Source organism: Pseudomonas sp. TE3-3-F2023, from assembly GCF_036784815.1.
Taxonomy (GTDB): Bacteria; Pseudomonadota; Gammaproteobacteria; order Pseudomonadales; family Pseudomonadaceae; genus Aquipseudomonas; species Aquipseudomonas pudica.
Genome location: NZ_CP145113.1, coordinates 181,109 through 207,123, shown reverse-complemented (window position 1 = coordinate 207,123; position 26,015 = coordinate 181,109). Strand labels below are relative to the sequence as shown.

Sequence of the window (26,015 nt, the reverse complement as noted above, 5' to 3'; positions counted from 1 at the left end):
ACATGTCCATTGCCAAAACTGCCTCTGTTCCTGAAACCAAAGGTTTCGATATCAAACGCAGCCTGCTGGAGACCATCGTCGCCGGCCTGCTGGCACTCATCGTGTTTGGCCCTGTCGTCGGCGTGGTGCTCGACGGCTACACCTTCAATGCCGAGCCGCGGCGTGTGGCCTGGCTGGTCGGCGGGGTGATGCTGGGGCGCTTCCTGCTCAGCCTGTATCTGCAGACTGCCGCCGGCTCGCGCATGCTCCAAGGCTTCGAAAGCGGCGGCTCGGGCGTGCATGTGCGCGCGCCGAACTACGTATCGCGGCTGCGCTATATCATCCCTGCGCTGGTGGTGATTGCCATCGTCTTCCCGATCTTCGCCAACAAGTACCTGCTGACCGTGGTCATCCTCGGCCTGATCTACGTGCTGCTGGGCCTGGGGCTGAACATCGTGGTCGGCCTGGCCGGCCTGCTCGACCTGGGCTACGTGGCGTTCTATGCCATCGGCGCGTACGGCCTGGCGCTGGGTTACCAATACCTTGGCCTGGGCTTCTGGAGCGTGCTGCCACTGGCCGCCATCGCAGCGGCGCTGGCGGGGTGCATACTCGGCTTCCCGGTGCTGCGAATGCACGGCGACTACCTGGCGATCGTGACCTTGGGCTTTGGCGAGATCATCCGCCTGGTGCTGAACAACTGGTTGTCGTTCACCGGCGGCCCGAACGGCATGCCGGCACCGGCGCCCACCTTCTTCGGCCTGGAGTTCGGCCGCCGGGCCAAGGACGGCGGGGTACCGATCCACGAGTTCTTCGGCTTCGATTACAACGCCAACCTCAAGTTCGTGTTCATCTACGCGGTGCTGTTCATCGTCGTGCTGGCAGTGCTGTACATCAAGCACCGCCTGACCCGCATGCCGGTCGGCCGTGCCTGGGAAGCGCTACGCGAAGACGAGATCGCCTGCCGCTCGATGGGCCTGAACCACGTGCTGGTCAAGCTTTCGGCGTTTACTCTGGGTGCTTCCACCGCCGGCCTGGCCGGGGTGTTCTTTGCCACCTACCAAGGCTTCGTCAACCCGTCGTCGTTCACCTTCTTCGAGTCAGCGCTGATCCTCGCCATCGTCGTGCTCGGTGGCATGGGCTCGACCGTGGGCGTGGTGATCGCGGCCTTCGTGCTGACCGTGGCGCCCGAGTTGCTGCGCAGCTTCTCCGAATACCGCGTGCTGCTGTTCGGTGTGCTGATGGTGCTGATGATGATCTGGCGACCGCGTGGGCTGATCCGCATCAGCCGTACCGGTGTGACCCCGCGTAAAGGAGTGGCGCCATGAGCGACGATATCATTCTCTCGGTCGACAACCTGATGATGCAGTTCGGTGGCATCAAGGCGCTCAGCGATGTCAGCCTGAAGGTCCGGCGCAACCAGATCTTTGCACTTATCGGCCCTAACGGTGCGGGCAAGACCACTGTGTTCAACTGCCTGACCGGGTTCTACAAGGCCAGTGGCGGGCGCATCGAGCTGAACGTGCGCGGCAGCCACACCAATGTCATCCAGCTGCTCGGCGAGCGCTTCCAGGCGGCAGACTTCGTCTCCCCGGCGCGCTTTGCCAACCGCATGTACTACAAGATGTTCGGCGGTACCCACCTGGTCAACCGCGCCGGCCTGGCACGCACCTTCCAGAACATTCGCCTGTTCAAGGAAATGTCGGTGGTGGAGAACCTGCTGGTGGCCCAGCATATGTGGGTCAACCGCAACCTGCTGGCCGGGGTGCTCAATACCAAGGCCTACCGCAAGGCCGAGAGCGACGCGCTGGACCACGCATTCTACTGGCTGGAAGTGGTCGATCTGGTCGATTGCGCCAACCGACTTGCTGGCGAGCTTTCGTACGGCCAGCAGCGCCGCCTGGAAATCGCCCGGGCCATGTGCACGCGGCCGAAGATCATCTGCCTGGACGAACCAGCGGCTGGCCTGAACCCGCAGGAAACCGAGGCACTCAGCCGCATGATCCGTGTGCTGCGCGACGAGCATGACATCACCGTGGTGCTGATCGAACACGACATGGGCATGGTCATGAGCATTTCCGACCATATCGTGGTGCTCGACCACGGCAACGTTATTGCCGAAGGCGCGCCGCAGGATATCCGCCACAACCCGACGGTGATCGCCGCCTACCTGGGTGCCGATGAAGAGGAACTGGTATGAGTGCACCCATTCTCGAACTGAAGGACCTGGACGTGTTCTACGGCCCGATCCAGGCGCTGAAAAAGGTCTCGATGCACATCAACGAGGGCGAGACGGTCAGCCTGATCGGTGCCAACGGTGCCGGCAAGTCGACCCTGCTGATGTCGATCTTCGGCCAGCCGCGGGCGGCCTCGGGGCATATCGTGTACCGTGGCACCGACATCACTCGCAAGTCGTCGCACTACATCGCTTCCAACGGCATCGCTCAGTCGCCGGAAGGGCGCCGGGTGTTCCCCGACATGACCGTCGAGGAAAACCTGATGATGGGCACCATCCCCATCGGCGACAAGCATGCCGACGAAGACATGCAGCGCATGTACGAGCTGTTTCCGCGCCTGAAAGAACGGCGTAACCAGAGGGCCATGACCATGTCTGGTGGCGAGCAGCAGATGCTGGCGATTGCCCGCGCGCTGATGAGCCGGCCAAAGCTGCTGCTGCTGGATGAGCCATCACTGGGGCTGGCGCCGATCGTGGTCAAGCAGATCTTCTCGACCTTGCGTGAGCTGGCCAAGACCGGGATGACCATCTTTCTGGTAGAGCAGAACGCCAACCATGCGCTGAAACTGTCGGACCGGGCTTATGTGATGGTCAACGGACAAATTCGCATGAGCGGCACGGGGCAGGAGCTGTTGGTCAACGAGGAAGTGCGTAACGCCTATCTCGGCGGGCATTGAGTTGCATTCGGGGGCCGCTTTGCGGCCCTTTTCGCCGGCAAGCCAGCTCCCACAGGTACTGCGCTGCCCTCAGGGCCTGTGTGGTCCCTGTGGGAGCTGGCTTGCCGGCGATGGGCTGCAAAGCAGCCCCATTCTCGATGTGGACAACTTCTACCACGCCTCTCCGTTCACGCATCACCACCCCATCTCAAGCCCTTGTTTCCACAGGCCCGATCTTTTCCACGGATAATGTGGAACCGCCTGTGGAAAACATGGTGGCATCTCGCTCAAGCCCTTTGATGCCAAGCCCTGCAGCTTCATGATCATTTTTTGATCACAGGCGCCTTGTGGATTGTTTTTCCAGGTTTTTCAAAGCTCTGCATTCATTCCAAGGCCCGTGCAAAGCCTGTGGATAAACCTGTGAAGAAACCTTGGACAGACCGCTGCAGGCTGCATGCTTGGAAGCCTTGCGCCAGCATCGAAAAGATATCCACCGACCATGAGTCGCTGAAAGGGTTCCGCACCGTCGACAAGTTGCCCCCAATCCGTGGGGAAAGTCTTGTGGATAACATGCGCATAGCTGCTGCCGAGCCCTCTGCTGCGGGGCTTTGGCGAATATGATCAAAAAATGAACAGTGCTGTAGGCGGGTTGCTGCAAGCGCCCGGCGCGGGCATGCTGCAAGCCTGCCGATGACAACCTACCGTGAGGAACAGAGCATGACGTCCACCGTATTCATCACTGGCGCGACTTCCGGCTTCGGCGAGGCCACAGCCCGCCGCTTCGCCGAAGCCGGCTGGAAGCTGGTGCTCACTGGCCGCCGCAAGGAGCGCCTGGATGCCCTGTGCGCCGAACTATCGGCCAAGACCGAAGTACATGGTCTGGTGCTCGATGTACGTGACCGCAAGGCCATGGAGCAGGCCATCGCCAACCTGCCGGCCGGCTTCGACAAGCTGCGCGGCCTGGTCAACAACGCAGGCTTGGCGCTGGGTGTGGACGCGGCACAGAACTGCAGCCTGGACGACTGGGAAACCATGGTCGACACCAACATCAAGGGCCTGATGTACACCACCCGCCTGCTGCTGCCACGGCTTATCGCCCATGGCCGTGGGGCGTCGATCCTCAACGTAGGTTCGGTGGCGGGCAACTACCCGTACCCGGGCAGCAACGTGTACGGCGGCACCAAGGCCTTCGTCGGCCAGTTCTCGTTGAGCCTGCGCTGCGACCTGCGGGGTACGGGGGTGCGGGTGAGCAACATCGAGCCGGGCCTTTGCGAGAGCGAGTTTTCGCTGGTGCGTTTCGGCGGTGACCAGGCCAAATACGACGCGACCTACGCTGGTGCCGAGCCGATCCAGCCGCAGGACATTGCCGAGACCATCTTCTGGATCCTCAACCAGCCGGCGCATATCAACATCAACAGCCTCGAGCTGATGCCGGTGAGCCAGGACTGGGCAGGGTTCTCGATCGACCGCTCCACCAAGGGCTAGGTTTCAGGGCAGATAAACAAATTGCCGGGGCTGCTTTGCAGCCCTTTCGCGACACAAGGCCGCTCCTACAGGATAAGTGCACATCTCAAGTGGTGTGCAGTACCTGTGGGAGCGGGCGTGCCCGCGAATACGTCAGCCCAGGCGCTGCAATCCTTCCAGGCAAGTCGCCAAATGATAGGGCGTAGTAGAAGGCATATCATGCCGACTCACCGCCCCCTCGCCATCCCGGCACTCATACCAGCCCGCCTCACGCAGGAACTGCGCTTCCAGCGCCTGCAACTGCCCGGCCAGCTTCGCTTCGCCCCCAGTCCGCAACACCAGCGCCCGCAGGTATTCCGCCTGCGCCCAGATCCGCTGGGTGGCGTCGAGTACCTGACCATTCACATCCAGCATCGCCAGCACAGCGGCATCCTTCACACCATGCTGCTCGGCGTAGCCGAAGGCCCGGTCGATGGACGCATGCAGCGGCGTATCACGCAGCAGCGGAGAGGTATGCAGCAGGTAGAACCACTCGAACTGGTGCCCCGGCTCGAACCAGTTATCCACAGTACCGAGTGGCTTTTCCAGCATCAGGCCGTGGGCCGGTTCGATGAAGTGTGCCTGCAGCGCCTCGCACAGTTGTAGCAGCGACTGCCGGGTATGCTCGTCGTCACGCACCGCCAGCACCTGCAGGAAGGCTTCGGCCAGGTGCATCTGCGGGTTTTGCAGCGGGCCGCTGGCAAGGTCTGCCCAGTCTTCAGCGAGGCTGGCTTCGTACAGGCCATCGTCGCGGGCGAACTGCTGGTCGATGATGTCCAGCGCGGCGTTCAGCGTGGACTCCACCAGGTTTTCACGCACCTTGCCCCAGTAATGCGCACAGGCAAACACGATGAAGGCGTGAGTGTAGAGATCCTTTCGCCGGTCCAGCGGTTTGCCGTGGGCGTCGATGCTGTAGAACCAGCCGCCGTGTTCGGCGTCGTGGAAGTGCTTCTGCAGCGAGCGGAACAAGGCGGCCGCTCGCTCGGCTGCGCCCGGTTGCCCGATGCGGCTGCTGAACAGGTAAAGCTGACGTGCGCAGGCCATGGCCCGGTAGCGCTGCACCGGCAATGGTTGGTGCTGGGCGTCCAGGGCCTCGTAGGGCAGGGCCATGTCGGCGTTCCAGCCCGGGCCTTGCCACAACGGCACGATGCGTTCGGCGAAGTGCTGGTTGAAGCGGGCCAGTTCGGGCAGGGTGGGGCGGGGGTCGGACATTTCGGCGCTCGTCGCTGTCGGGCAGGGCGCCATGGTAGCAGAACTGGGTTGTGGGTAGCCTGTGCCGGCCTGCCCTCAGGTTCGGTGCCGTACCTGTGGGAGCGGGTTCATCGATGCGTCGAACCGCCGCGAAGAGGCCAGTACAGGCTATCAATCAGCTCGGGTTGCCGAGCCCCTGCCAATGTCGCGCCCCCACGAAGATGAAGCGCAACTGCTGGGTGATCTTTTCCTGCGGCGTCAACGCCTGTGGATAACCCGCTTCGGGGCTGTCGATAAGCTCTGGCAGGGTGGCGAACACGGTCTTTACTACCAGGTCGGCCATCACCGCCAGCGCGGCGCTGTCCAGATGCTGCCAGCGCTTCATCCGCGCCAGGTCGGTGGCCAGGTCGTCGCTGATGTCCTGGCGCAGGCGGGCAATGGCCTGGCGTACGGCCTGCGAACCGCCGTACTGCTCACGGGCGAGGAACAGGAACTGTGCGCGGTGGGCGGCGACCACGTCGAGGAAGATGCGCACCGAGGCGTCGGTGATGCCGCCCAGTTCGAATTCATTCTGGCGCACCAGGCGGATGGTCTGGCGGAAGGTAGTGTCGACCTCGGCAACCAGGGCCAGGCCCAAGGCGTCCATGTCGGAAAAATGCCGGTAGAAGCCGGTGGGTACGATGCCGGCCGTCTTCGCCACTTCGCGCAGGCTGATACTGCCGAAACCACGGCCACTCTCCATGAGCTGGCAGGCGGCATCGAGCAGGGCCTGGCGGGTCTGTTGCTTCTGTTCGGCGCGCGGCAGCATGGTGCGGGCTTCTGTGGCGGTAAGGCTGGGCACTCTAGTTAAAAAAACAAAGCCCGGTCAATGGACCGGGCATGGAGGGGAGCAGGCGTTGTGACAGAGGTTGTTCTTTTCGGCCATGGTGATCAGCTCACACGGCTGAGTTCAACCAAGCGATCAGAACCACCTTCGGCAACGCGGCCACTGCGTTCGATCAGGCGGTCGGAGCCACCTTCGGCAACGCGGCCACTGCGTTCGATCAGGCGGTCGGAGCCACCTTCGGCAACACGGCCACTGCGTTCGATCAGGCGGTCGGAGCCACCTTCGGCAACACGGCCACTACGTTCGATCAGGCGGTCGGAGCCACCTTCGGCAACACGGCCACTACGTTCGATCAGGCGGTCGGAGCCACCTTCGGCAACACGGCCACTGCGTTCGATCAGGCGGTCGGAGCCACCTTCGGCGACACGGCCACTGCGTTCGATCAGGCGGTCGGAGCCACCTTCGGCGACACGGCCACTACGTTCGATCAGGCGGTCAGATCCACCTTCGGCGACACGGCCACTGCGTTCGATCAGGCGATCAGCACCACCTTCGGCAACGGTTTTCAGCGGCTGGGCGATTTCGGCAGCGCTGGAGCGCGATTCGGCGGTCAGGTGTTGCTCGTCGGCTGGCAGGGCAAAAGCGTTGGCGGCCAGGATGGACAGGGTCAGGGTCAGCAGATGGCGTTTCATGATTTCGGTGCTCCTCTCGGGGGCTGGAAAGTGGGTACGGAGCCAATGCTACGCCGGGTAACGCCAGAGAGAAGTTCATACGGGTAATGGTAACAATCGACCGTATTGATAGAGGTGTAAAGCTGCTCTAGAAAGCACCTTTCAGGCCGTAAAGTGGCAATTTGATAGCGATGCTTGCGGGTAACACGTATGTCCTGGCGCAACGAATTGCTGAGCAAAAGGCCAGGAAAAACTCGCTATCATGGCGCCATCGATAAAACCCCACGGGTTTTCATCAGTCCGAGATATTGAGTGCCACCGCTGCACCTGTTCTGTGCCATACCGCAAGGAGAATCACGCAATGACGCGTCCCGCCAGAATCCTCGTCTGGACCTTCACCAGCCTGCTGACCCTGCTGGCGATCCTGGTGGTGGTGATCGCTACCTTCGACTGGAACCGCGTCAAGCCCCTGCTCAACGAGAAAGTCTCCGAGGCCCTGCAGCGGCCTTTCGCGATCAATGGCAACCTTGCCGTGGACTGGCGCACCGAACCAGAGGAGGGGGGCTGGCGTGCCTGGGTGCCCTGGCCGCACTTCATCGCCGAAGACCTGACTCTGGGCAACCCCGAGTGGCTCAAGGAACCGAAGATGGTCGGCCTGGAGCGCGTGGCGTTCCGCCTGGCGCCGCTGCCGCTGCTGTTCCAGCAGATCAGCATCCCGCGCATCGACCTGACCAAGCCTACCGCCAGCCTTACCCGCCTGGCCGATGGCCGCGCCAACTGGGTCTTCGACTTCGGCCCCAAGGATGAAAACGCAGAACCTTCCAAATGGCAGCTGGACATTGGCGCCATCGGCTTCGACCAGGGCAATGTCAGCTTCGATGACCAAACCCTGAAAACCAGCATGAAGGTGCAGATCGACCCGCTGGGCAAGCCTGTCCCGTTCAGCGATATCGTCGGCAAGGCCAGCGCCGAGAGGACCGGTGCCGCGCAGGACTACGCCTTCGGGCTCAAGGCCCAGGGCCGCTACAAAGGCCAGCCGGTGTCCGGTACCGGCAAGATCGGTGGCCTGCTGGCCCTGCAGGACGCCAGCCAGCCGTTCCCGCTGCAGGCTGACGTGCGTATCGCAGACACCCACGTGGTGCTCGCCGGTACCCTGACCGACCCGCGCAACCTCGGCGCCCTCGACCTGCGCCTGCGCCTGTCCGGGGCCAGCCTGGGCAACCTCTACCCGTTGACCGGCGTGACCTTGCCCGACACCCCGGCCTATTCCACCGACGGCCACCTCAGCGCCAACCTGCACGCGGCGCAGGGGGCGACTTTCAACTACCAGGGCTTCAACGGCACGATCGGTGACAGCGATATCCATGGCGACCTGGCCTTCGTTGCCAGCCAGCCCCGCCCCAAGCTGTCCGGCAACCTGGTGTCCAACCAGTTGCTGTTCAAGGACCTGGCGCCGCTGATCGGCGCCGACTCCAATGCCGAGCAGAAGGCCCGCGGGGGTGCCAGCAAGCAGCCGGCGGGCAAGGTGCTGCCGGTGGAAGAGTTCCGCACCGAGCGCTGGCGCGCGATGGACGCCGACGTCACCTTCGCTGGCAAGCGCATCGTGCACAGCGCGCAACTTCCGTTCAACGACCTGTCGGCCCATGTGATCCTGGAAGACGGCCTGCTGCGCCTGGAGCCTCTGCGTTTTGGCGTGGCTGGTGGCAACCTGGCTTCCAGGATCCGTCTGGATGGCCGCAATGTTCCGTTGCAGGGGCGTGCCCGGCTGACGGCGCGGGGCTTCAAGCTCAAGCAGTTGTTCCCCTCCTTCGCGCCGATGCAGACAAGCTTCGGTGAGTTGAACGGTGATGCCGATATCACCGGCCGGGGTAACTCGGTGGCCGCCTTGCTGGGCACGGCCAATGGCGACCTGCGCATGCTGATCAACGATGGTGCCATCAGCCGCAGCCTGATGGAGATTGCCGGGCTGAACGTGGGCAACTATGTGGTCGGCAAGCTGTTTGGCGATGAGGATGTGAAAATCAACTGTGCAGCGGCTGACGTGGGTATCAAGGATGGCCTGGCGACCACGCGCCTGTTCATCTTCGATACCGAGAACGCGATCATCTACATCAACGGCACGGCCAATTTCGCCACGGAGCAGCTGGACCTTAAAATTACCCCTGAATCGAAAGGGTTGCGGCTGTTCTCGCTGCGCTCGCCGCTGTATGTACGCGGGGCGTTCGCCAAGCCCAGTGCCGGGGTGCAGGCGGTGCCGCTGGCGTTGCGCGGGGCGGGGATGGTGGCGTTGGGCGTGGTGGCCGGGCCGGCGGCGGGGTTGCTGGCGCTGATTGCGCCTAGCAGTGGGGATGATCCCAACCAGTGCACGCCGCTGCTGCAGCAGATGAAGGCGGGCAAGGCGCCGGCGGTGGTGAAGGAGCGGAAATAGCAGAGGGCCGCTTCGCAGCCCAATCGCCGGCAAGCCAGCTCCCACAGGGACTCCACAGACCTCAAGGCTCGTGCAATACCTGTGGGAGCCGGCTTGCCGGCGAATGGGGCGCAAAGCGCCCCCAGCAATTACAAGCCTTGCAACAGGTCGGACATATCGTCCGCGTGCTCTTCTTCCTGCGCGAGGATGTCTTCAAAAATCCGCCGCGTAGTCGGATCTTTATCTCCAATGTACTGAATGATCTCGCGATAGCTATCGATGGCGATCCGCTCCGCCACCAGGTCTTCCAGCACCATCTCCTTCAATGAAGTGCCCGCCACATATTGGGCATGAGACCGCTGGCTCAGGTTGTCCGGGTTGAAATCCGGCTCTCCACCTAACTGCACGATCCGTTCGGCAAGCTTGTCGGCGTGCTCGGCTTCCTGGTTGGCATGCTCGAGGAATTCGTCGGCAGCCACGCTGGCCTTGATGCCGCTGGCCATGAAGTAATGACGCTTGTAGCGCAGCACGCAGACCAGCTCGGTGGCCAGTGAATCATTGAGCAGGCGCAGGATCTGTTGGCGATCAGCATCGTAGCCCTCGGTCACCGCACCTTGCTCGACATGCTGGCGGGCACGTTCGCGCAGGGTTTGCACATCGGTCAATTCAGTCGCATTCATGTTCATCTCCTGGAACATCAGGGTGGTCATGGGTATGGCCTGGAAGGCTTAGGCGCCGTGGACGGCGTCGCTGTCTTCTTCGCGTTGTTTGCAAGTCTTGAAGCCCTTGGCGTCGACATGGCCGGTGGCATCGAAACGCACGTAGTAGGGCTGCTGGTGGCCATCGTGGTTGAGGATGTAGTCGTTGCAGGTGCCGCCATGGGGAAGGTCGATCACGTTGGACGGGCTGCCGCCGATGGCGATGACTTTCTGCATGGTCATGCCTTTTTCCACCTGCTTGACCAGCGGCTCGTCGCGGTAGGTGACGTAGTCCACCGGGTTTTCCGGGCGGCTGCCGCAGGCGGCGAGGGTGGCGCTTGCCAGAAGGATTGCCAGGGTCTGCTTGTACATGGTCCCGCTCCTTGCAAAGGGTCTGTGTGGTTTGGAACCGCAGCGCGCGCCGGGAGTTCGATTGCGATGGTCATCAATGCCGCTGTAGTGTTGGCCGGTCGTCCACGGAAAGGGGCTGGGGCAATGCAGCAGGAATTGGCCACGCGATACCCGTTGGTGCTGGTGCCGGGCATGCTCGGTTTTGTCCGGGTAGTGCTCTACCCCTACTGGTTCGGCATCGTACCGGCCCTGCGCAAGGGCGGGGCGCAGGTGTTCCCGGTGCAGGTTTCGCCGCTGCATTCCAGCGAGGTGCGCGGCGAGCAGTTGCTGGCGATCATCGAAGACATCTGCCTGCGTACCGGAGCGGAAAAGGTCAACCTCATCGGCCACAGCCAGGGCGCCCTGAGCGCGCGCTATGCGGCTGCCAGGCGGCCCGGGCGGGTGGCTTCGGTCACTTCGGTGGCGGGGCCCAACCATGGCTCGGAGCTGGCCGACTACCTGGAGCGTACGGCACCGGGCGATTCCCCACAGGGGCGCATCCTGAAGGCTGTGCTGCATGGCTTGGCCGTGCTGCTGGTGTGGCTGGAAACCGGCTGGCGCCGCGACCCGCTGCCGGTGGATGTACACGCCTCGCACCAATCTTTGACCAGCGCCGGGGTGGCGCTGTTCAACCAGGCTTATCCACAGGGGTTGCCAGATTCCTGGGGCGGGGAAGGGGCCTATGAGGTCGATGGCGTGCGCTATTACTCCTGGTCCGGCACCTTGCAGCCCGGCCTGACCGACCAGCGGCGCAACCGTTTCGACGGCAGTAGCCACTTCTGCCGCCTGTTCGCACGCAGCTTCGTCAAGGAAAAGGGCCATTGCGACGGCATGGTCGGGCGCTTCAGTTCGCACCTGGGGCAGGTGATTGGCGACGATTACCCGCTCGACCACCTGGATATCGTCAACCAGTCGCTTGGTGCGGTGGGCAAGGGTGCCGAACCGGTGCGGCTGTTCACCGAACATGCCGCCCGGCTCAAGGCGGCAGGGCTCTAGCGACGAATCGGTGTGGTCCAGCGCTCGGCCAGCACCACGCCCGCCAGGGTCAGCAGGCCGCCGACCAGGTGATAGCGGGCCAGCTGCTCGTCGAGCACCACGGCGGCGATCAGTGCCGTGACAAGCGGCAGCAGGTTGAAGAACAGCGTGGTGCGGCTGGGCCCCAGGCGGTGGACGGCTTGCATCCACACCAGGGGCGCGATCATCGAGGCCAGTACACAGGCGTACAGCACCAGGCCGATGTTGCGGCTGTTCAGGCCAGTCTTGTCCGACAGCAGGAACAGCGGCAACAGCACGACGATGGCTACCAGCACCTGCAGGTACAGCAGCTGCATCGGCGGCAGGCGCAGCTGCCATTTCTTCAGCAGGAAGCTGTACAGCGCGTAGGCCAGCGTGGCCACCAGCATCAGCAAGTCGCCGCTGTTCAGGCCTTGTTGCAGAAGGTTGGCGGGGTGGCCGGCACTGACCACTTCAAGCACGCCGAAAAATGACACCAGCGCGCCCAGCAAGGCGCCGTAGCTCAGGCGCTGGCCCAGCCAGGCGATGGACAGTGCCAGTGACATCAGTGGCATCAGCGAAAGAATGATGCCCATGTTGGTGGCGCTGGTGATGCCGGCAGCGAAGTAGGCCAGGCTCTGGTACATCGCCATGCCCAGCACGCCCAGCACGAAAACCTTGCCCAGGTGCGGGCGAATGGCCGCGCGATTGCGCCACACGGTGGGCAGCAGGAACGGCGTGAACAACAGCGCGGCCAGCAGCCAGCGGTAGAGGCCGATCTCGGCGGGGTGAATGGCCCCAGCGGACATCTTGGTGACCACGGTGTTGCCGGCCCATATCAGGATGGCGGTCAGGGGGAACAGGTAGTTCATGTAGCGGCTTACTCGTTTTGGACTGATTGGGGCTGCTTTGCAGCCCATCGCGACACAAGGCCGCTCCTACAGGTATCGCACAGGCCCGGAAGGCAACGCGGGTTCCTGTAGGAGCGGCCTTGTGTCGCGATGGCCTGCGCAGCAGGCCCCGATGGCAGCCATTATCAACTGTCTGTCAACAAGCCTATACTCCTATCCAGACAACCCACCCCGCAAAGCAGACAGCATGCCGCGCAAATACCTCGACATTCCTCAGTTCACCCGGCTCCCGGCCCCGGTGTACTTCCGCCACGACGAGTTCGGTGCCGACACCCATAGCGCCTTGCATCGCCACGCCTGGGGCCAGCTCAATTACACCGCCCACGGCGTGATGCACCTGGAGGTCGCCGGCCAGCACTTCCTGTCCCCACCGCAATACGCCGTGTGGGTGCCACCCGACACCGAGCATGGCTGCTACAACCCGCAGGCCATCGTCTACCGTTCGGTCTACCTGGACCGCAGCCTGTGCGCCGCACTGCCGAAGCAACCGTGCAGCCTGATGATCAGCGACATCCTCAAGGCCATCCTCGCCGACTTTGCCCGGCGCGACCTGCGGGTGGCCGAGGGCGAGCGCGACCAGCGCCTGGTGCAAGTGCTGCTCGACCAGTTGCTGCTGGCTCCCACCCAGGCCTGCTACCTGCCGTTTGCCCACAGCGAAGGCTTGCGACAGGTGCTCGATGGCCTTGGTGCCGAGCCAGGCGACAACCGTCCGCTGGCCGACTGGGCCGCCCGTGTGCATGTAAGCGAACGTACCCTGGCCCGCCAGTTCCTGCGTGAACTGGGCATCAGTTTTGGCGAATGGCGCCTGCGCCTGCGCTTTCTGCGCGCCATCGAAGCGCTGGAGGCCGGCCAGCCGATCCAGGCCATCGCCTTTGACCTGGGTTACAGCAGCGCCTCGGCGTTTATCGCCATGTTCCAGCGCCAGGCCCGGTGCACGCCCGAGCAATACCGCCGCCAGGCACGGGCAGGGCGTTGAGAATTCTTGGCTACACTCAGCTCGACCCCCGTGCATCGGGCACGGAGCCAAGGAGACTACTCCATGAAAGTGCTGCAAATCCCCTTACTGGTATTGGCGGTGTTGTTCAGTGCCCAAGGCTTCGCTGCCAATACCGCGCAGCAGGAAAAGATGAAAACCTGCAACGCCGACGCCACCGCCAAGGCCCTCAAGGGCGATGAGCGCAAAGCTTTCATGAGCACCTGCCTGAAGAAGGATGTGCCGCAAACCCAGCAAGAGAAGATGAAAACCTGCAACGCCGACGCCACCACCAAGGCCCTGAAGGGTGACGAGCGCAAAGCGTTCATGAGCGACTGCCTGAAGAAGAAATGACCTGCGCCTATGCCTGCAGACGTAAGGCTGGCAGACTGCGGGTCTTTCCCGTTGTCTGCCGTTGAGGCTGTATGACCTTCACCCCCCGCCAGGTCACCCTGGCCAGCTGGATCATCGTGTTTGCCGGCCTGTTGCTGGCGTTGCCCCTGAAATTGCTGCCGAGCCTGCTGGCCGGCCTGCTGGTGTTCGAGCTGGTAAACATGCTCACGCCGCGGCTGCAGCCGTTGATTGCCGGGCAGCGCGCCCGTTGGCTGGCTGTAGCGCTGCTCGGCACGCTGGTGGTCAGCACCCTGACCCTGCTGTTTGCCGGTGCTTTCAGCTTTTTGCTGCACGAGGCGGAAAACCCCGGGGCCTCGCTGGACAAGTTCATGGCCCTGGTGGAGCGCGCCCGTAGCCAGCTGCCGCCGTTCATCGAAGGCTACCTGCCGGCCAGTGCGGCGGAGTTCAAGGTGGCCATCGGTGACTGGATCAAGAGCCACTTGAGCGACCTGCAGCTGGTGGGCAAGGGCATGGCGCACATGTTCGTCACCCTGTTGATCGGCATGATACTCGGCGCCATCGTCGCCTTGCAGCGCATCCCCGACATCTCCCGGCGCAAGCCGCTGGCGGCGGCGCTGTTCGAGCGCCTGAGCCTGCTGGTGCAGGCGTTTCGCAACATCGTCTTCGCGCAGATCAAGATTTCGCTGCTCAACACCACCTTCACCGGCATCTTCCTGGCCGTGGTACTGCCGATGTTCGACGTGCACTTGCCACTGACCAAGACGCTGATCGTGCTGACCTTCCTGCTGGGCCTGCTGCCGGTGATCGGCAACCTGATGTCGAACACCCTGATCACCATCGTCGGCCTGTCGCTGTCGGTCTGGGTGGCGGCGGCGGCGCTGGGTTACCTGATCGTTATCCACAAGGTCGAATATTTCCTCAACGCGCGGATCGTGGGCGGGCAGATCAGTGCCAAGTCGTGGGAACTGCTGCTGGCGATGCTGGTGTTCGAAGCGGCGTTCGGGCTGCCGGGAGTGGTGGCGGGGCCGATCTACTATGCCTACCTGAAGAGTGAGCTGAAGCGGGCCGAACTGGTCTGATTCTTTATTGACCAGTACCGGCCTCTTCGCGGGTAAACCCGCTCCCACAGGTACGCCACTTCTCTCAAGGCTTGCGGGGACCCTGTGGGAGCGGGTTTACCCGCGAAGAGGCCGGCACAGGTGAAAGGGATGGCTCAGGCTACGCCGTAGCGCTTGCGCGCCTCGATGGCCAGCCCGCTACCAATGCTGCCAAAGATGTTGCCTTCCACATGCCGCGCATTCGGCAGCATCGCCGACACGCTGTTGCGCAGCGCCGGAATCCCGCTGGAACCACCGGTGAAGAACACCGTATCGACCTGGGTCTGGCTGACGCCAGCCTTGGCCAGCAGTTCGCTGACGCTACCACGCACTCGCTCCAGCAACCCTTCGATAGCCCCTTCGAACAGCGCCCGTGACAGGTCCACGCCCAGCTCGCGCTCGATGCGGCCGAGGTCGACGTGGCGGCTCTGCTGCTCGGTCAGCTCTATCTTGCTGGCCTCAACTTCCATCGCCAACCAGTGCCCGGCACGCTCTTCGATCAGCTTGAACAGGCGGTCGATGCCCAGCGTGTCCTCGATGTCATAGCGCATGCTGCCCAGCGCCAGCTGCGACTTCTGCGAGTACAGGGCGTTGATGGTGTGCCAGGTGGCGAGGTTGAGGTGATAGCTGGTCGGCATCAGCGCACCGCTCTTCATGCGGCTGCCATAGCCGAACAACGGCATCACGCCCTGCAGGCTCAGCTGCTTGTCGAAGTCGGTACCGCCAATGTGCACACCGCCGGTGGCGAGGATGTCGCTCTGGCGCTCGGCGACCAAGTGGCGCTCGGGGGACAGGCGGATCAGGGTGAAGTCCGAGGTACCACCGCCAATGTCGACGATCAGCACCAGCTCTTCGCGGCTGATGCTCGACTCGTAGTCGAAGGCCGCGGCAATCGGCTCGTACTGGAACGACACATCCTTGAAGCCGATCTTGCGCGCCACTTCGGCCAGAGTGTCCTCGGCCTCCTGGTCGGCGGCCGGGTCTTCGTCGACGAAGAACACCGGGCGGCCCAGCACCACCTGCTCGAACTCACGCCCGGCAGCGGCCTCGGCGCGTTTTTTAAGCTCGCCGATGAACATGCCCAGCAGGTCCTTGAACGGCAGGGCGCTGCCCAGCACGCTGGTGTCATGCTTGATCAGCTTGGAGCCCAGCAGGCTTTTCAGCGAACGCATCAGGCGGCCTTCGTAGCCTTCCAGGTACTCCTGCAATGCCAGGCGACCATATACCGGGCGACGCTCCTCGATGTTGAAGAACACCACCGAGGGCAAGGTGATCTTGCCGTCTTCCAGGGCAATCAGCGACTCGGCGCCGGGGCGGTGCCAGCCGACCGTGGAGTTGGAGGTGCCAAAGTCGATGCCCAGGGCGCGGGCCGGGGATACGTCAGACATGGGAAATGAGCTTCCGGAGGCAAAACGGCCGCGCAGTGTATGCCAGTTGGCTACAGAATCAAGACCGGTCGTCTGCCATGGAGCAAACCCAAGGCGGTCTTGAAAGGCTATGCTTGACCCCTATCTTCTTTTGCAACACGCACATTCACATTGGTGATCCATAGATGGACTTCAAAGACTATTACAAGATACTCGGCGTAGAGCCCACGGCGGACGACAAGGCGATCAAGGCCGCGTACCGCAAGCTGGCGCGCAAGTATCACCCCGATGTCAGCAAGGAGCGCGACGCCGAGGAAAAATTCAAGGAGGCCAACGAGGCCTACGAAGTGCTGGGCGACGCGCAGAAGCGTGCCGAATTCGACGAAATCCGCAAGTACGGCGGCCAGCATGGCCGACCGTTCCAGGCACCACCGGGCTGGGAAAGCCGCGGTGGTGGCGGTGGTTTCGAAGGCGGTGATTTTTCCGACTTTTTCAGCTCGATCTTTGGTGGCCGAGGTGGCAACCCATTCGGTGGTGCCCGGCAGCAGCAACGCAGCGCCGGTAGGCGGGGGCAGGACGTGGAGCTAGAACTGGCGGTATTCCTTGAAGAGACCCTGAGCAAGGAGTCCAAGCAGATCAGCTTCCAGGTGCCGCAGACCAACGGCATGGGCCAGCGCACCGGCTTCACTACCAAAACCCTGAACGTGAAGATCCCGGCCGGGGTGACCGATGGCGAGCGCATCCGCCTCAAGGGCCAGGGCGCGCCGGGCAGTGGTGGCGGAGCCAATGGCGACCTGTTCCTGACCATTCGCATGGCACCGCACCCGCTGTTCGATGTCGAAGGTCATGACCTGATCATCACTGTGCCGCTGGCACCGTGGGAGGCAGCACTGGGCACCAAGGTGGCCGTGCCGACCCTGGACGGCAAGATCAACCTCACCATCCGCCCCGACAGCCAGAGCGGCCAGCGCCTGCGCGTACCGGGCAAGGGCCTGGCCAACAAGAGTGGCGAGCGCGGCAACCTTTACGCGCAACTGAAGGTGGTCATGCCGCCAGCATCCGATGAGGCTGCCCGCGAATTGTGGGCCAAGCTTTCCGAGAAGGCTGCGTTCAACCCGAGGACACAATGGAGTAAGTGATCATGAGCAGCACCCTGATCGTTCAACTGGACATGCGTACCTTGTGTCAGGAGGCCGATATCACGGCTGACTGCGTGATCGAAATCGTCGAGCACGGCATTGTCGAACCTTCCGGCCGAACGCCGGAGGACTGGTTGTTCGACGATCAGGCGCCGTTGTTGGCCAAACGTGCGGCGAAGCTGCATCAGGAGCTGGAACTGGAGTGGGAAGGGGTGGCGCTGGCGCTGGAGCTGCTGCAGGAAGTGCAGCAGTTGCGCAGCGAGAACAACATGCTGAGGCAGCGGTTGGGCAGGTTTACCCAGATGTAGGCCGTTGCGGCTAACCCCTGTAGGAGCGGCCTTGTGTCGCGATGGGCTGCGCAGCAGCCCCGGCAATCTTGAGATGAAGCAAAGATCTGGGGCTGCTGCGCAGCCCATCGCGACACAAGGCCGCTCCTACAGGGAACTTGTGAGGCCTGGTTTCTCAGCTTGGTTCTGCCCCGGGGTTCAGCACCAGCTGCATGAAGGTCAAATCCAGCCACCGGCCAAACTTCACCCCCACCTGCGGCATCTGCCCGGTCACCACGAAGCCCAGGCGCTCGTGCAGGCGCACCGACGCTGCGTTGCCGCTCTCGATAGCCGCCACCATCACATGCTTGCCACAGGCCCGTGCACGCTCGACCAGCGCCGCCATCAGCACCGGCCCCAGCCCCTTGCCACGCTGATCGCCACGGACATAAACCGAATGTTCCACGGTGTTGCGAAAGCCCTCGAATGGCCGCCAGTCGCCAAACGACGCATAGCCCAGCACCCCGCTCTCATCCACCGCTACCAGGATCGGGTAGCCCTGCTGCGCCCGTGCATCGAACCAGGCCTGGCGGTTGGCCAGGTCCACCGGGGTTTCATTCCAGATCGCCGTGGTGTTGCGCACCGCGTCGTTGTAGATGTCGAGGATGCCCGGCACGTCGGAAGGCAGGGCGTCGCGGATTTCATGACTCATGACAGTGTCTCGCAGGGTAGTTGCTTGCAGATTAAATGGTTACCAGCCCGCGCACACCTTCGGCCTGCATGTTTTCGCCGCGGCCCCGCTGGATGATCTCGCCACGCGCCATCACCAGGTACTGGTCGGCCAGTTCCTCGGCGAAGTCGTAGAACTGTTCCACCAGCAGGATGGCCATGTCGCCGCGCTCGGCCAGGCGGCGGATGACTGCGCCAATCTCCTTGATCACCGAAGGCTGGATACCCTCGGTGGGCTCGTCGAGGATCAGCAGGCGCGGGCGGCTGGCCAGTGCGCGGCCGATGGCCAGCTGTTGCTGCTGGCCGCCGGACAGGTCACCGCCTCGGCGTTGTTTCATCTGCTCCAGCACCGGGAACAGTTCGTAGATGAAGGGCGGTACCTCGCGAGCTTCACGGGCGGGGAAGCGCGAAAGGCCCATCAGCAGGTTTTCCTCGACGGTGAGGCGCGGGAAGATCTCGCGGCCTTGGGGCACGTAGGCGATGCCGGCGTGGACCCGTTGCTGGGGCTTGAGGCTGGTGATCGGCTTGCCTTCCCATTCGATGCTGCCGTCGCGGGCCGGGACCAGGCCCATCAGGCAGCGCAGCAGGGTGGTCTTGCCCACGCCGTTGCGGCCCAGCAGGCAGGTGACTTCGCCGACCTTGGCTTCGAAGGACAGGCCCCGGAGGATGTGGCTGCCGCCGTAGTACTGGTGCAGGGTGTCGATTTTCAGCATGTGTGGTTCCTGGGAAATCTGCTTTGCCTGTGCCGGCCCTTTCGCGGGTAAACCCGCCCCCACAAGGATCGCGCAGCTCTTCAGGCCTGTGCCGTACCTGTGGGAGCGGGTTTACCCGCGAAGAGGCCGGCACAGGTATCCATGTCTAGCGGCCCAGATACACCTCGACCACCCGCTCATCCGCCTGCACCTGCTCCAGCGACCCTTCCGCCAGCACGCTGCCCTGGTGCAGCACGGTCACATGGTCGGCAATGCTGCCAACGAACCCCATGTCATGCTCCACCACCATCAGCGAATGCTTGCCAGCCAGCCCCTTGAACAGTTCGGCCGTGAACTCGGTCTCGGCATCGGTCATGCCCGCGACCGGCTCGTCCAGCAACAGCAGTTGCGGCTCCTGCACCAGCAGCATGCCGATCTCCAGGAACTGCTTCTGCCCATGCGACAGCAACCCTGCCTGGCGCTGGGCCAGTGGCAGCAGGCGCAAAATGCCCAGCACTTCCTCGATGCGCTGGCGCTGCTCACCGCCCAAGCGCGCTGCCAGGCTGGCCCATACCGACTTGTCGGCCTTCAGCGCCAGTTCCAGGTTTTCGAACACCGTCAGCGCCTCGAACACCGTGGGCTTCTGGAACTTGCGGCCTATGCCGGCCTGGGCGATCTGGTATTCGCTCATGCGGGTCAGGTCGAGGGTGTCACCGAAATAGGCCGTACCGCTGTCAGGCCGGGTCTTGCCGGTGATCACATCCATCATCGTGGTCTTGCCGGCCCCGTTGGGGCCGATGATGCAACGCAGCTCGCCCACGCCGATGTACAGGTTCAGCGCGTTCAGCGCCTTGAAGCCATCGAAGCTGACGCTGATGTCTTCCAGGCTCAGCACTGTGCCATGGCGGGTGTCCAGGCCGGCCTTGCGGCTGTGGCCCAGGCCGATGGCGTCGCGGCCGGCGCCTAGGTTGTCGAACACCGGTTCGAGCATGAATTCGGGGTGTACCGGGGGTACGCCTCTCATGGCTGGCTCCTTTTCTTCAACAGGCCGACCACGCCCTTGGGCAGGTACAGGGTGACGAGGATGAACAATGCGCCGAGGAAGAACAGCCAGAACTCCGGGAAGGCCACGGTGAACCAGCTTTTCATGCCATTGACCAGGCCGGCGCCGAGCAACGGGCCGAGCAAGGTGCCGCGCCCGCCCAGGGCCACCCACACGGCGGCTTCGATGGAGTTGGTCGGCGACATCTCGCTGGGGTTGATGATGCCCACCTGCGGTACGTACAGCGCACCGGCCAGGCCGCACAGTACGGCGCTCAGCACCCACACCAGCAGCTTGAAACCGCGTGGGTCATACCCACAGAACATCAGGCGGTTCTCGGCGTCGCGCACGGCGGTGAGCAGGCGGCCGAACTTGCTGCGGGTCAGGCACCTGCACAGGTACAGGCTGGCCAGCAGCAGGCCGACGGTGAGCAGGAACAGCACCGCGCGGGTGCCTTGGGCAGCAATGTCGAAGCCAAGGATAGTGCGGAAGCTGGTAAAGCCGTTGTTGCCGCCAAAGCCGGTTTCGTTGCGGAAGAACAGCAACATGCCGGCGAAGGTCAGCGCCTGGGTCATGATCGAGAAGTACACGCCCTTGATCCGCGAGCGGAAGGCGAACCAGCCGAACACCAGCGCCAGCAGCCCGGGCGCCAGCACCACCAGGCACAGGGCCCAGGCAAAATGCTGGGTGCCAGCCCAGTACCACGGCAGCTCGCTCCACGACAGAAAGGTCATGAACCCTGGCAGGCCGTCACCGGCGGCCTGGCGCATCAGGTACATGCCCATGGCGTAGCCACCAAGGGCGAAGAACAGCCCGTGGCCCAGCGACAGCAGCCCGGCGTAGCCCCAGACCAGGTCCAGGGCCAGGGCGACGATGGCGTAGCAGAGGATCTTGCCGATCAGGGTCAGGGTGTAGGCCGACACTTGCAGGGCATGGTCCGCCGGCAGCAGCGACAGCAGCGGCAGGGCCACCAGCAGCAGGACGACGACGGCGCCGATGGCCAGGGTCAGGCGTGGCCCGGCCTTTTGCGTAGCGGTGACAAGCAGTGGCTGGTTCATCAGTCGATTACCCGTCCCTTGAGGGCGAACAGGCCTTGCGGGCGCTTCTGGATGAACAGAATGATCAACGCAAGGATGAGGATCTTGCCGAGCACGGCGCCGATCTGCGGCTCCAGCAGCTTGTTGGCGATGCCAAGGCCGAAGGCTGCCCACAGGCTGCCGGCCAACTGGCCGACGCCGCCGAGCACCACCACCAGGAACGAGTCGATGATGTAGCTCTGGCCCAGGTCCGGGCCGACGTTGCCGACCTGGCTCAGGGCCACGCCACCAAGCCCGGCGATGCCCGAGCCGAGGCCGAAGGCGAGCATGTCGACGCGCCCGGTGGACACGCCGCAGCAGGCGGCCATGTTGCGGTTCTGGGTGACCGCACGCACGTTCAGGCCCAGCCGTGTGCGGTTGAGCAGCAGCCAGGTGAGCAGTACCACGGCCAGGGCGAAGCCGATGATCACCAGGCGGTTGTATGGCAGCACCAGGTTGGGCAGCAACTGGATGCCCCCCGACAGCCAGGCCGGGTTGCTGACTTCGACGTTCTGCGCGCCGAACAGCAGGCGGATGGCCTGGATCAGGATCAGGCTGATGCCCCAGGTCGCCAGCAGGGTTTCCAGTGGGCGACCGTACAGGTGGCGGATTACCGTGCGCTCCAATGCCATGCCGACCCCGGCACTGATGGCGAACGCCACTGGCAGGGCGATCAGCGGGTAGAACTCGATGGCGCCGGGGGCGTAGCGCTGCAGCAGTACCTGGACCATGTAGGTGCTGTAGGCGCCGAGCATCAGCATTTCGCCGTGGGCCATGTTGATCACCCCGAGCAGGCCGAAGGTGATGGCCAGGCCAAGTGCTGCCAGCAGCAGGATCGAGCCCAGCGACAGGCCGCTGAAGGCCTGGCCGAGCAGTTCGCCCGCCAGCAGCTTGCGCTGCACCTGGGCCAGGCTGGTTTCGGCGGCGGTGCGCACGCCCGGGTCGGTTTCCGCGTTGGGTTGCAGCAAGGCTTCGAGGCGGGTGCGGGCCAGCGGGTCACCGGTTTCGCCGAGCAGGCGAACGGCGGCCAGGCGTACTGCCGGTTCGCTGGCGCCCAGTTGCAGGTTGGCCAGGGCCAAGCCGAGGGCGGCGTGCACGGCGGGGTCCACTTCGAGGGCAAAGCGCCGGTCGAGGAAGGCCATTTGCGCAGGTTGCGCGCTCTTTTGCAGTTGCTGGGCGGCGGCCAGGCGGATGGCGCTGTTGTGGCTGAGCAACTGGTGGCTGGCCAGGGCATTGTCGATCAGGCCGCGCAGGCGGTTGTTCAGGCGCACCTTGCGCGTGTCTTCAGCGGCGATGCGGCCTTGGCGCAGGTTCTCCAGCAGCGGCAGGCGTGCGGAATCGGGTTGCGCCGCCCAGCTTTCGAGCAGTTGGGCCTGCTCGGCGGGCTTGGCGGTGAGGAAGAATTCGCCCTCGCTGGCCTGGGTTGCCAAGGGCATCAGCAGGAGCAGGGTGAGCAGCAGTCTGAGCATGCGGGTAATCCTGGAAATCGGCGTTGGATTCATCGCCGGCAAGCCAGCTCCCGCAGGTCATCCACAGGCCTTGAGGAGGGTGCTTTTTCTTGTGGGAGCTGGCTTGCCGGCGATTGGGCTGCAAAGCAGCCCCAGTGCACTCAGTTACCTTTCACGGCGTAATCAGGGCGCTTGTCGTTGCCGGGAATGAACGGGCTCCATGGCTGCGCCCGCAGCGGTTGCTCGGTTTCCCACACCACACTGAACTGCCCGTCATCCTGGATCTCGCCGATCATCACCGGCTTGTGCAGGTGGTGGTTGGTCTTGTCCATGGTCAGGGTGAAGCCGGATGGCGCCTTGAAGCTTTGCCCGGCCAGTGCTTCGCGTACCTTGTCGACATCGGTGGACTTGGCTTTCTCCACTGCCTGCGCCCACATGTGTATGCCCACATAGGTCGCCTCCATCGGGTCGTTGGTCACCGCCTTGTCGGCGCCTGGCAGGCCCTTGGCCTTGGCGTAGGCCTTCCAGTCGGCGACGAATTTCTGGTTGACCGGGTTATCCACCGACTCGAAGTAGTTCCACGCCGCCAGATGGCCCACCAGCGGCTTGGTGTCGATGCCGCGCAGTTCTTCTTCGCCCACCGAGAACGCCACCACCGGCACGTCGGTGGCCTTCAGGCCCTGGTTGGCCAGCTCCTTGTAGAACGGCACGTTGGAGTCGCCGTTGACCGTGGAGATGACCGCGGTCTTGCCACCGGCGGAGAACTTCTTGATGTTGGCGACGATGGTCTGGTAATCGCTGTGGCCGAACGGCGTGTACACCTCTTCGATGTCCTTGTCGGCCACGCCCTTGCTGTGCAGGAAGGCACGCAGGATCTTGTTGGTGGTGCGCGGGTAGACGTAGTCGGTGCCCAGCAGGAAGAAGCGCTTGGCGCTGCCGCCGTCCTCGCTCATCAGGTACTCCACGGCCGGGATGGCTTGCTGGTTGGGCGCGGCGCCGGTGTAGAACACGTTCGGCGACATCTCTTCACCCTCGTACTGCACCGGGTAGAACAGAAGGCCGTTCAGTTCCTCGAACACCGGCAGTACCGACTTGCGCGATACCGAGGTCCAGCAACCGAACACCACTGCCACCTTGTCCTGGGTCAGCAGCTGGCGACTCTTTTCTGCGAACAGCGGCCAGTTGGAGGCCGGGTCGACCACCACCGGCTCGAGCAGCTTGCCGTTCACGCCGCCCTTGGCGTTGATCTGCTCGATGGTCATCAGCGCCATGTCCTTGAGCGAAGTCTCGGAAATGGCCATGGTCCCCGACAGCGAATGCAGGATGCCGACCTTGATGGTTTCGGCGGCCTGGATGCTCCAGCTCAGGCCCATTGCGGCAATCGATGCGCTAAGGGTGAAGGCCTTGATCAGACTGCGTCGCTTCATGTGCTCTCTCCGCTGAGTTTTTATGTGTTGGGCAAGCGGGGAGGGGGTTGCAAGGGGTGTGCCTAACGGCGGAAGGTGCGCAATAGAGGGGTTGTGCGAGGTGTTGGGGCGTTGGTTGGATCCAGGTTGGTGCCTGATGGATTTGTGTGCACAGGATTGGTGCCGCTGTGCGGCCCATCGCCGGCAAGCCAGCTCCCACACCGAGCGCATCGGCCTCGAGCCATGCGCTGTCCCTGTGGGAGCTGCCCTGCCGGCGATGAGGCCAGTACAGGCAACACAAGACAGTTGATAGCGCATGACTTGAAGTCGATGCGGTCGAGGTGGGAGCCTGGCTTGCCGGCGAAAGGGCTGCAGAGCAGCCCCCAGGGTCATCAGCCGTTACGCACTGCCGTGCGTGGATGGCGCTTGCTGCGCACCCCCTGATAGGTCACCGCCAGCAGCACGAACCAGATCGGCGTCACCAGCAATGCCGCACGGGTATCGTCCTCCAGGCTCAGCAAAACCAGAATGAAGGCAAAGAACACCAGGCACACGTAGCACATGAAGCGCCCGCCCGGCATCTTGTACTTCGAGGCCTGATGCAGTGCCGCGCGGTGCTTGCGGTACTTCAGGTACGACAGCAGGATCAATGTCCAGACGAACATGAACAGCACCGCCGAAACGGTGGTGACCAGGGTGAACGCCTCGACCACGTTCGGCACCAGGTAGATCAGCACTGCGCCCAGCAGCAGGCAGGTGCAGGAGAAGTACAGGCCGTTGGCTGGTACCGAGCGGCTCGACAGTTTCTCGAAGGCCTTGGGTGCGTCACCCTCCTGGCTCAGGCCGTAGAGCATGCGGCTGGTGGAGAACACGCCGCTGTTGGCCGACGAAGCCGCCGAAGTCAGCACCACGAAGTTGATGATGCTCGCCGCTGCCGGTAGGCCGGCCAGCACGAACAGTTCCACGAACGGGCTCTTGCCTGGCACCACGTCGCGCCATGGCGTCACGGCCATGATCGCGATCAGCGCCAGCACGTAGAACACGATGATCCGTACCGGGATCGAGTTGATCGCCCGTGGCAGGGTGCGCTCCGGGTTCTTCGCTTCGGCGGCGGTTGTGCCCACCAGCTCGATGCCGACGAAGGCGAACACGGCGATCTGGAAACCGGCGAAGAAGCCCATCAGGCCATTGGGGAACATGCCGCCGTCATTCCACAGGTTGGCCAGTTGCGCGGTGCGCCCGCTGGGCGAGGTGAAGCCGGTGATGACCATGTACAGACCGGTGACGACCAGGCCGATGATGGCGACGATCTTGATCAGGGCAAACCAGAACTCCATTTCACCGAACATCTTCACCGTCACCAGGTTCAGCGACAGCAGCAGCCCTACGCAGGTCAGCGCCGGTATCCACTGCGGCAGTTCAGGGAACCAGAACTGCGTATAGGCCGCGATCGCGACCACGTCGGCGATACCAGTGACTACCCAGCAGAACCAGTAGGTCCAGCCGGTGAAGTAGCCTGCCCAGGGGCCGAGCAGGTCGGCGGAGAAGTCGATGAACGACTTGTAGTTGAGGTTCGACAGCAGCAGTTCGCCCATGGCGCGCATGACGAAGAACAGCATGAAGCCGATGATCATGTAGACGAAGATGATCGACGGCCCGGCCAGGCTGATGGTCTTGCCCGAGCCCATGAACAGGCCGGTACCGATCGCGCCGCCGATGGCGATCAGCTGGATGTGGCGGTTGGTCAGGTTGCGCTGCAGATGCTGTTCATCTGGCGCTGTGGGTGAGGTTTGCGTCATAGGCTCATTCCCTTGGACGGTCGGTCGTCTTGTCAGAGGTAGCCGGTTAGGCTAACACGCGCGTTCCAGTTCGGGGCGCGACAGATCGACTCGACTTTTGGGTAGCAGTGTTGTGCCTGTGCCGGCCTCTTCGCGGGCTTGCCCGCTCCCACAGGTACACCACAGGCCT

The 26,015-nt window shown here is 63.4% G+C and carries 25 protein-coding genes; 11 read left to right on the top strand and 14 right to left on the bottom strand.

Going from position 1 to position 26,015, the window contains the following annotated elements:
• Window positions 1–2: 2 nt before the first annotated feature.
• From livM to V3314_RS00950, 4 genes are all read left to right on the top strand, one after another.
• Window positions 3–1,304, top strand: coding sequence for a high-affinity branched-chain amino acid ABC transporter permease LivM (gene livM / locus V3314_RS00965; protein WP_046613297.1), 1,302 nt, complete (start codon window positions 3–5; stop codon window positions 1,302–1,304).
• Window positions 1,301–2,176, top strand: a complete 876-nt coding sequence (locus V3314_RS00960) for an ATP-binding cassette domain-containing protein (RefSeq protein WP_010955466.1) — start codon at window positions 1,301–1,303, stop codon at window positions 2,174–2,176. Before livM ends, V3314_RS00960 begins: the two co-directional genes overlap by 4 nt.
• Window positions 2,173–2,889, top strand: coding sequence for an ABC transporter ATP-binding protein (locus V3314_RS00955; RefSeq protein WP_015271986.1), 717 nt, complete (start codon window positions 2,173–2,175; stop codon window positions 2,887–2,889). Before V3314_RS00960 ends, V3314_RS00955 begins: the two co-directional genes overlap by 4 nt.
• A 696-nt stretch (window positions 2,890–3,585) precedes the next feature.
• Window positions 3,586–4,353, top strand: a complete 768-nt coding sequence (locus V3314_RS00950) for an SDR family oxidoreductase (RefSeq protein ID WP_085599706.1) — start codon at window positions 3,586–3,588, stop codon at window positions 4,351–4,353.
• 132 nt (window positions 4,354–4,485) lie between these two features.
• Here the strand turns inward: V3314_RS00950 and V3314_RS00945 are convergent, their stop codons facing one another.
• From V3314_RS00945 to V3314_RS00935, 3 genes are all read right to left on the bottom strand, one after another.
• Window positions 4,486–5,583: an AGE family epimerase/isomerase gene (locus tag V3314_RS00945; RefSeq protein ID WP_196183305.1), complete on the bottom strand. Its 1,098-nt coding sequence runs from the start codon at window positions 5,581–5,583 to the stop codon at window positions 4,486–4,488.
• A gap of 154 nt (window positions 5,584–5,737) precedes the next feature.
• Complete coding sequence (gene fabR / locus V3314_RS00940; RefSeq protein WP_046613290.1) at window positions 5,738–6,370, bottom strand: HTH-type transcriptional repressor FabR; 633 nt, start codon at window positions 6,368–6,370, stop codon at window positions 5,738–5,740.
• Window positions 6,371–6,492: 122 nt separating this feature from the next.
• Entirely contained in the window at window positions 6,493–7,080 is a 588-nt protein-coding gene (locus V3314_RS00935) for a hypothetical protein (protein ID WP_046613288.1), read from the bottom strand.
• A 340-nt stretch (window positions 7,081–7,420) separates the two neighbouring features.
• Here V3314_RS00935 and V3314_RS00930 point away from each other — a divergent pair, with 340 nt between their 5' ends.
• Window positions 7,421–9,487, top strand: a complete 2,067-nt coding sequence (locus V3314_RS00930; RefSeq protein WP_046613286.1) for an AsmA family protein — start codon at window positions 7,421–7,423, stop codon at window positions 9,485–9,487.
• A 128-nt stretch (window positions 9,488–9,615) separates the two neighbouring features.
• Here the strand turns inward: V3314_RS00930 and V3314_RS00925 are convergent, their stop codons facing one another.
• Window positions 9,616–10,146, bottom strand: coding sequence for a ferritin-like domain-containing protein (locus V3314_RS00925; RefSeq protein ID WP_046613724.1), 531 nt, complete (start codon window positions 10,144–10,146; stop codon window positions 9,616–9,618).
• A gap of 48 nt (window positions 10,147–10,194) precedes the next feature.
• Window positions 10,195–10,536, bottom strand: coding sequence for an osmotically-inducible lipoprotein OsmE (gene osmE, locus V3314_RS00920; protein ID WP_015271980.1), 342 nt, complete (start codon window positions 10,534–10,536; stop codon window positions 10,195–10,197).
• 123 nt (window positions 10,537–10,659) lie between these two features.
• On the opposite strand from osmE, the gene V3314_RS00915 reads away from it, so the two are divergent.
• On the top strand, window positions 10,660–11,550 hold the full coding sequence (locus tag V3314_RS00915; protein WP_046613284.1) for a triacylglycerol lipase: 891 nt from the start codon (window positions 10,660–10,662) through the stop codon (window positions 11,548–11,550).
• On the opposite strand, the gene V3314_RS00910 is transcribed toward V3314_RS00915, so the two are convergent.
• The gene (locus tag V3314_RS00910) at window positions 11,547–12,419 is read right to left on the bottom strand and encodes a DMT family transporter (protein ID WP_196183307.1); all 873 of its coding nucleotides are present in this window, start codon (window positions 12,417–12,419) and stop codon (window positions 11,547–11,549) included. The genes V3314_RS00915 and V3314_RS00910 overlap by 4 nt on opposite strands.
• Window positions 12,420–12,645: 226 nt before the next feature.
• Between V3314_RS00910 and V3314_RS00905 the strand changes: the two genes are divergently transcribed.
• From V3314_RS00905 to V3314_RS00895, 3 genes are all read left to right on the top strand, one after another.
• Window positions 12,646–13,434, top strand: coding sequence for a helix-turn-helix transcriptional regulator (locus V3314_RS00905; protein ID WP_046613281.1), 789 nt, complete (start codon window positions 12,646–12,648; stop codon window positions 13,432–13,434).
• A gap of 63 nt (window positions 13,435–13,497) precedes the next feature.
• A complete protein-coding gene (locus tag V3314_RS00900; RefSeq protein WP_003258250.1) occupies window positions 13,498–13,785 on the top strand; it encodes a PsiF family protein in 288 nt (95 codons plus the stop codon).
• Window positions 13,786–13,856: 71 nt separating this feature from the next.
• The gene (locus V3314_RS00895) at window positions 13,857–14,864 is read left to right on the top strand and encodes a membrane protein (protein ID WP_046613280.1); all 1,008 of its coding nucleotides are present in this window, start codon (window positions 13,857–13,859) and stop codon (window positions 14,862–14,864) included.
• A 134-nt stretch (window positions 14,865–14,998) separates the two neighbouring features.
• Here V3314_RS00895 and V3314_RS00890 read toward each other — a convergent pair whose 3' ends face one another.
• Window positions 14,999–16,270, bottom strand: coding sequence for an Hsp70 family protein (locus V3314_RS00890; protein ID WP_046613279.1), 1,272 nt, complete (start codon window positions 16,268–16,270; stop codon window positions 14,999–15,001).
• A gap of 164 nt (window positions 16,271–16,434) precedes the next feature.
• Here V3314_RS00890 and cbpA point away from each other — a divergent pair, with 164 nt between their 5' ends.
• Window positions 16,435–17,388 (top strand): curved DNA-binding protein, encoded by a 954-nt coding sequence (cbpA, locus tag V3314_RS00885; protein ID WP_046613278.1) that lies wholly within the window; start codon window positions 16,435–16,437, stop codon window positions 17,386–17,388.
• Between the two features lie 2 nt (window positions 17,389–17,390).
• Complete coding sequence (locus tag V3314_RS00880) at window positions 17,391–17,696, top strand: chaperone modulator CbpM (protein WP_025340803.1); 306 nt, start codon at window positions 17,391–17,393, stop codon at window positions 17,694–17,696.
• Between the two features lie 154 nt (window positions 17,697–17,850).
• Here V3314_RS00880 and V3314_RS00875 read toward each other — a convergent pair whose 3' ends face one another.
• The 7 genes from V3314_RS00875 to cycA all read right to left on the bottom strand — a co-directional run bounded on the left by V3314_RS00875 (window position 17,851) and on the right by cycA (window position 25,846).
• Complete coding sequence (locus V3314_RS00875; RefSeq protein WP_338459837.1) at window positions 17,851–18,366, bottom strand: N-acetyltransferase family protein; 516 nt, start codon at window positions 18,364–18,366, stop codon at window positions 17,851–17,853.
• 31 nt (window positions 18,367–18,397) lie between these two features.
• Window positions 18,398–19,096 carry an urea ABC transporter ATP-binding subunit UrtE gene (gene urtE / locus V3314_RS00870; RefSeq protein ID WP_013974394.1) on the bottom strand — a complete coding sequence of 233 codons (699 nt, stop codon included), beginning with the start codon at window positions 19,094–19,096 and terminating at the stop codon, window positions 18,398–18,400.
• A gap of 145 nt (window positions 19,097–19,241) precedes the next feature.
• A complete protein-coding gene (gene urtD / locus V3314_RS00865; RefSeq protein ID WP_046613274.1) occupies window positions 19,242–20,099 on the bottom strand; it encodes an urea ABC transporter ATP-binding protein UrtD in 858 nt (285 codons plus the stop codon).
• Window positions 20,096–21,175, bottom strand: coding sequence for an urea ABC transporter permease subunit UrtC (gene urtC, locus V3314_RS00860; protein WP_085599694.1), 1,080 nt, complete (start codon window positions 21,173–21,175; stop codon window positions 20,096–20,098). The genes urtD and urtC overlap by 4 nt, the downstream gene beginning before the upstream one ends.
• Window positions 21,175–22,629, bottom strand: a complete 1,455-nt coding sequence (urtB, locus tag V3314_RS00855) for an urea ABC transporter permease subunit UrtB (RefSeq protein WP_230385007.1) — start codon at window positions 22,627–22,629, stop codon at window positions 21,175–21,177. The genes urtC and urtB overlap by 1 nt, the downstream gene beginning before the upstream one ends.
• Window positions 22,630–22,802: 173 nt before the next feature.
• Window positions 22,803–24,068, bottom strand: a complete 1,266-nt coding sequence (gene urtA / locus V3314_RS00850; protein ID WP_046613270.1) for an urea ABC transporter substrate-binding protein — start codon at window positions 24,066–24,068, stop codon at window positions 22,803–22,805.
• Between the two features lie 371 nt (window positions 24,069–24,439).
• Window positions 24,440–25,846, bottom strand: a complete 1,407-nt coding sequence (gene cycA, locus V3314_RS00845) for a D-serine/D-alanine/glycine transporter (protein WP_025340798.1) — start codon at window positions 25,844–25,846, stop codon at window positions 24,440–24,442.
• Window positions 25,847–26,015: the final 169 nt, after the last annotated feature.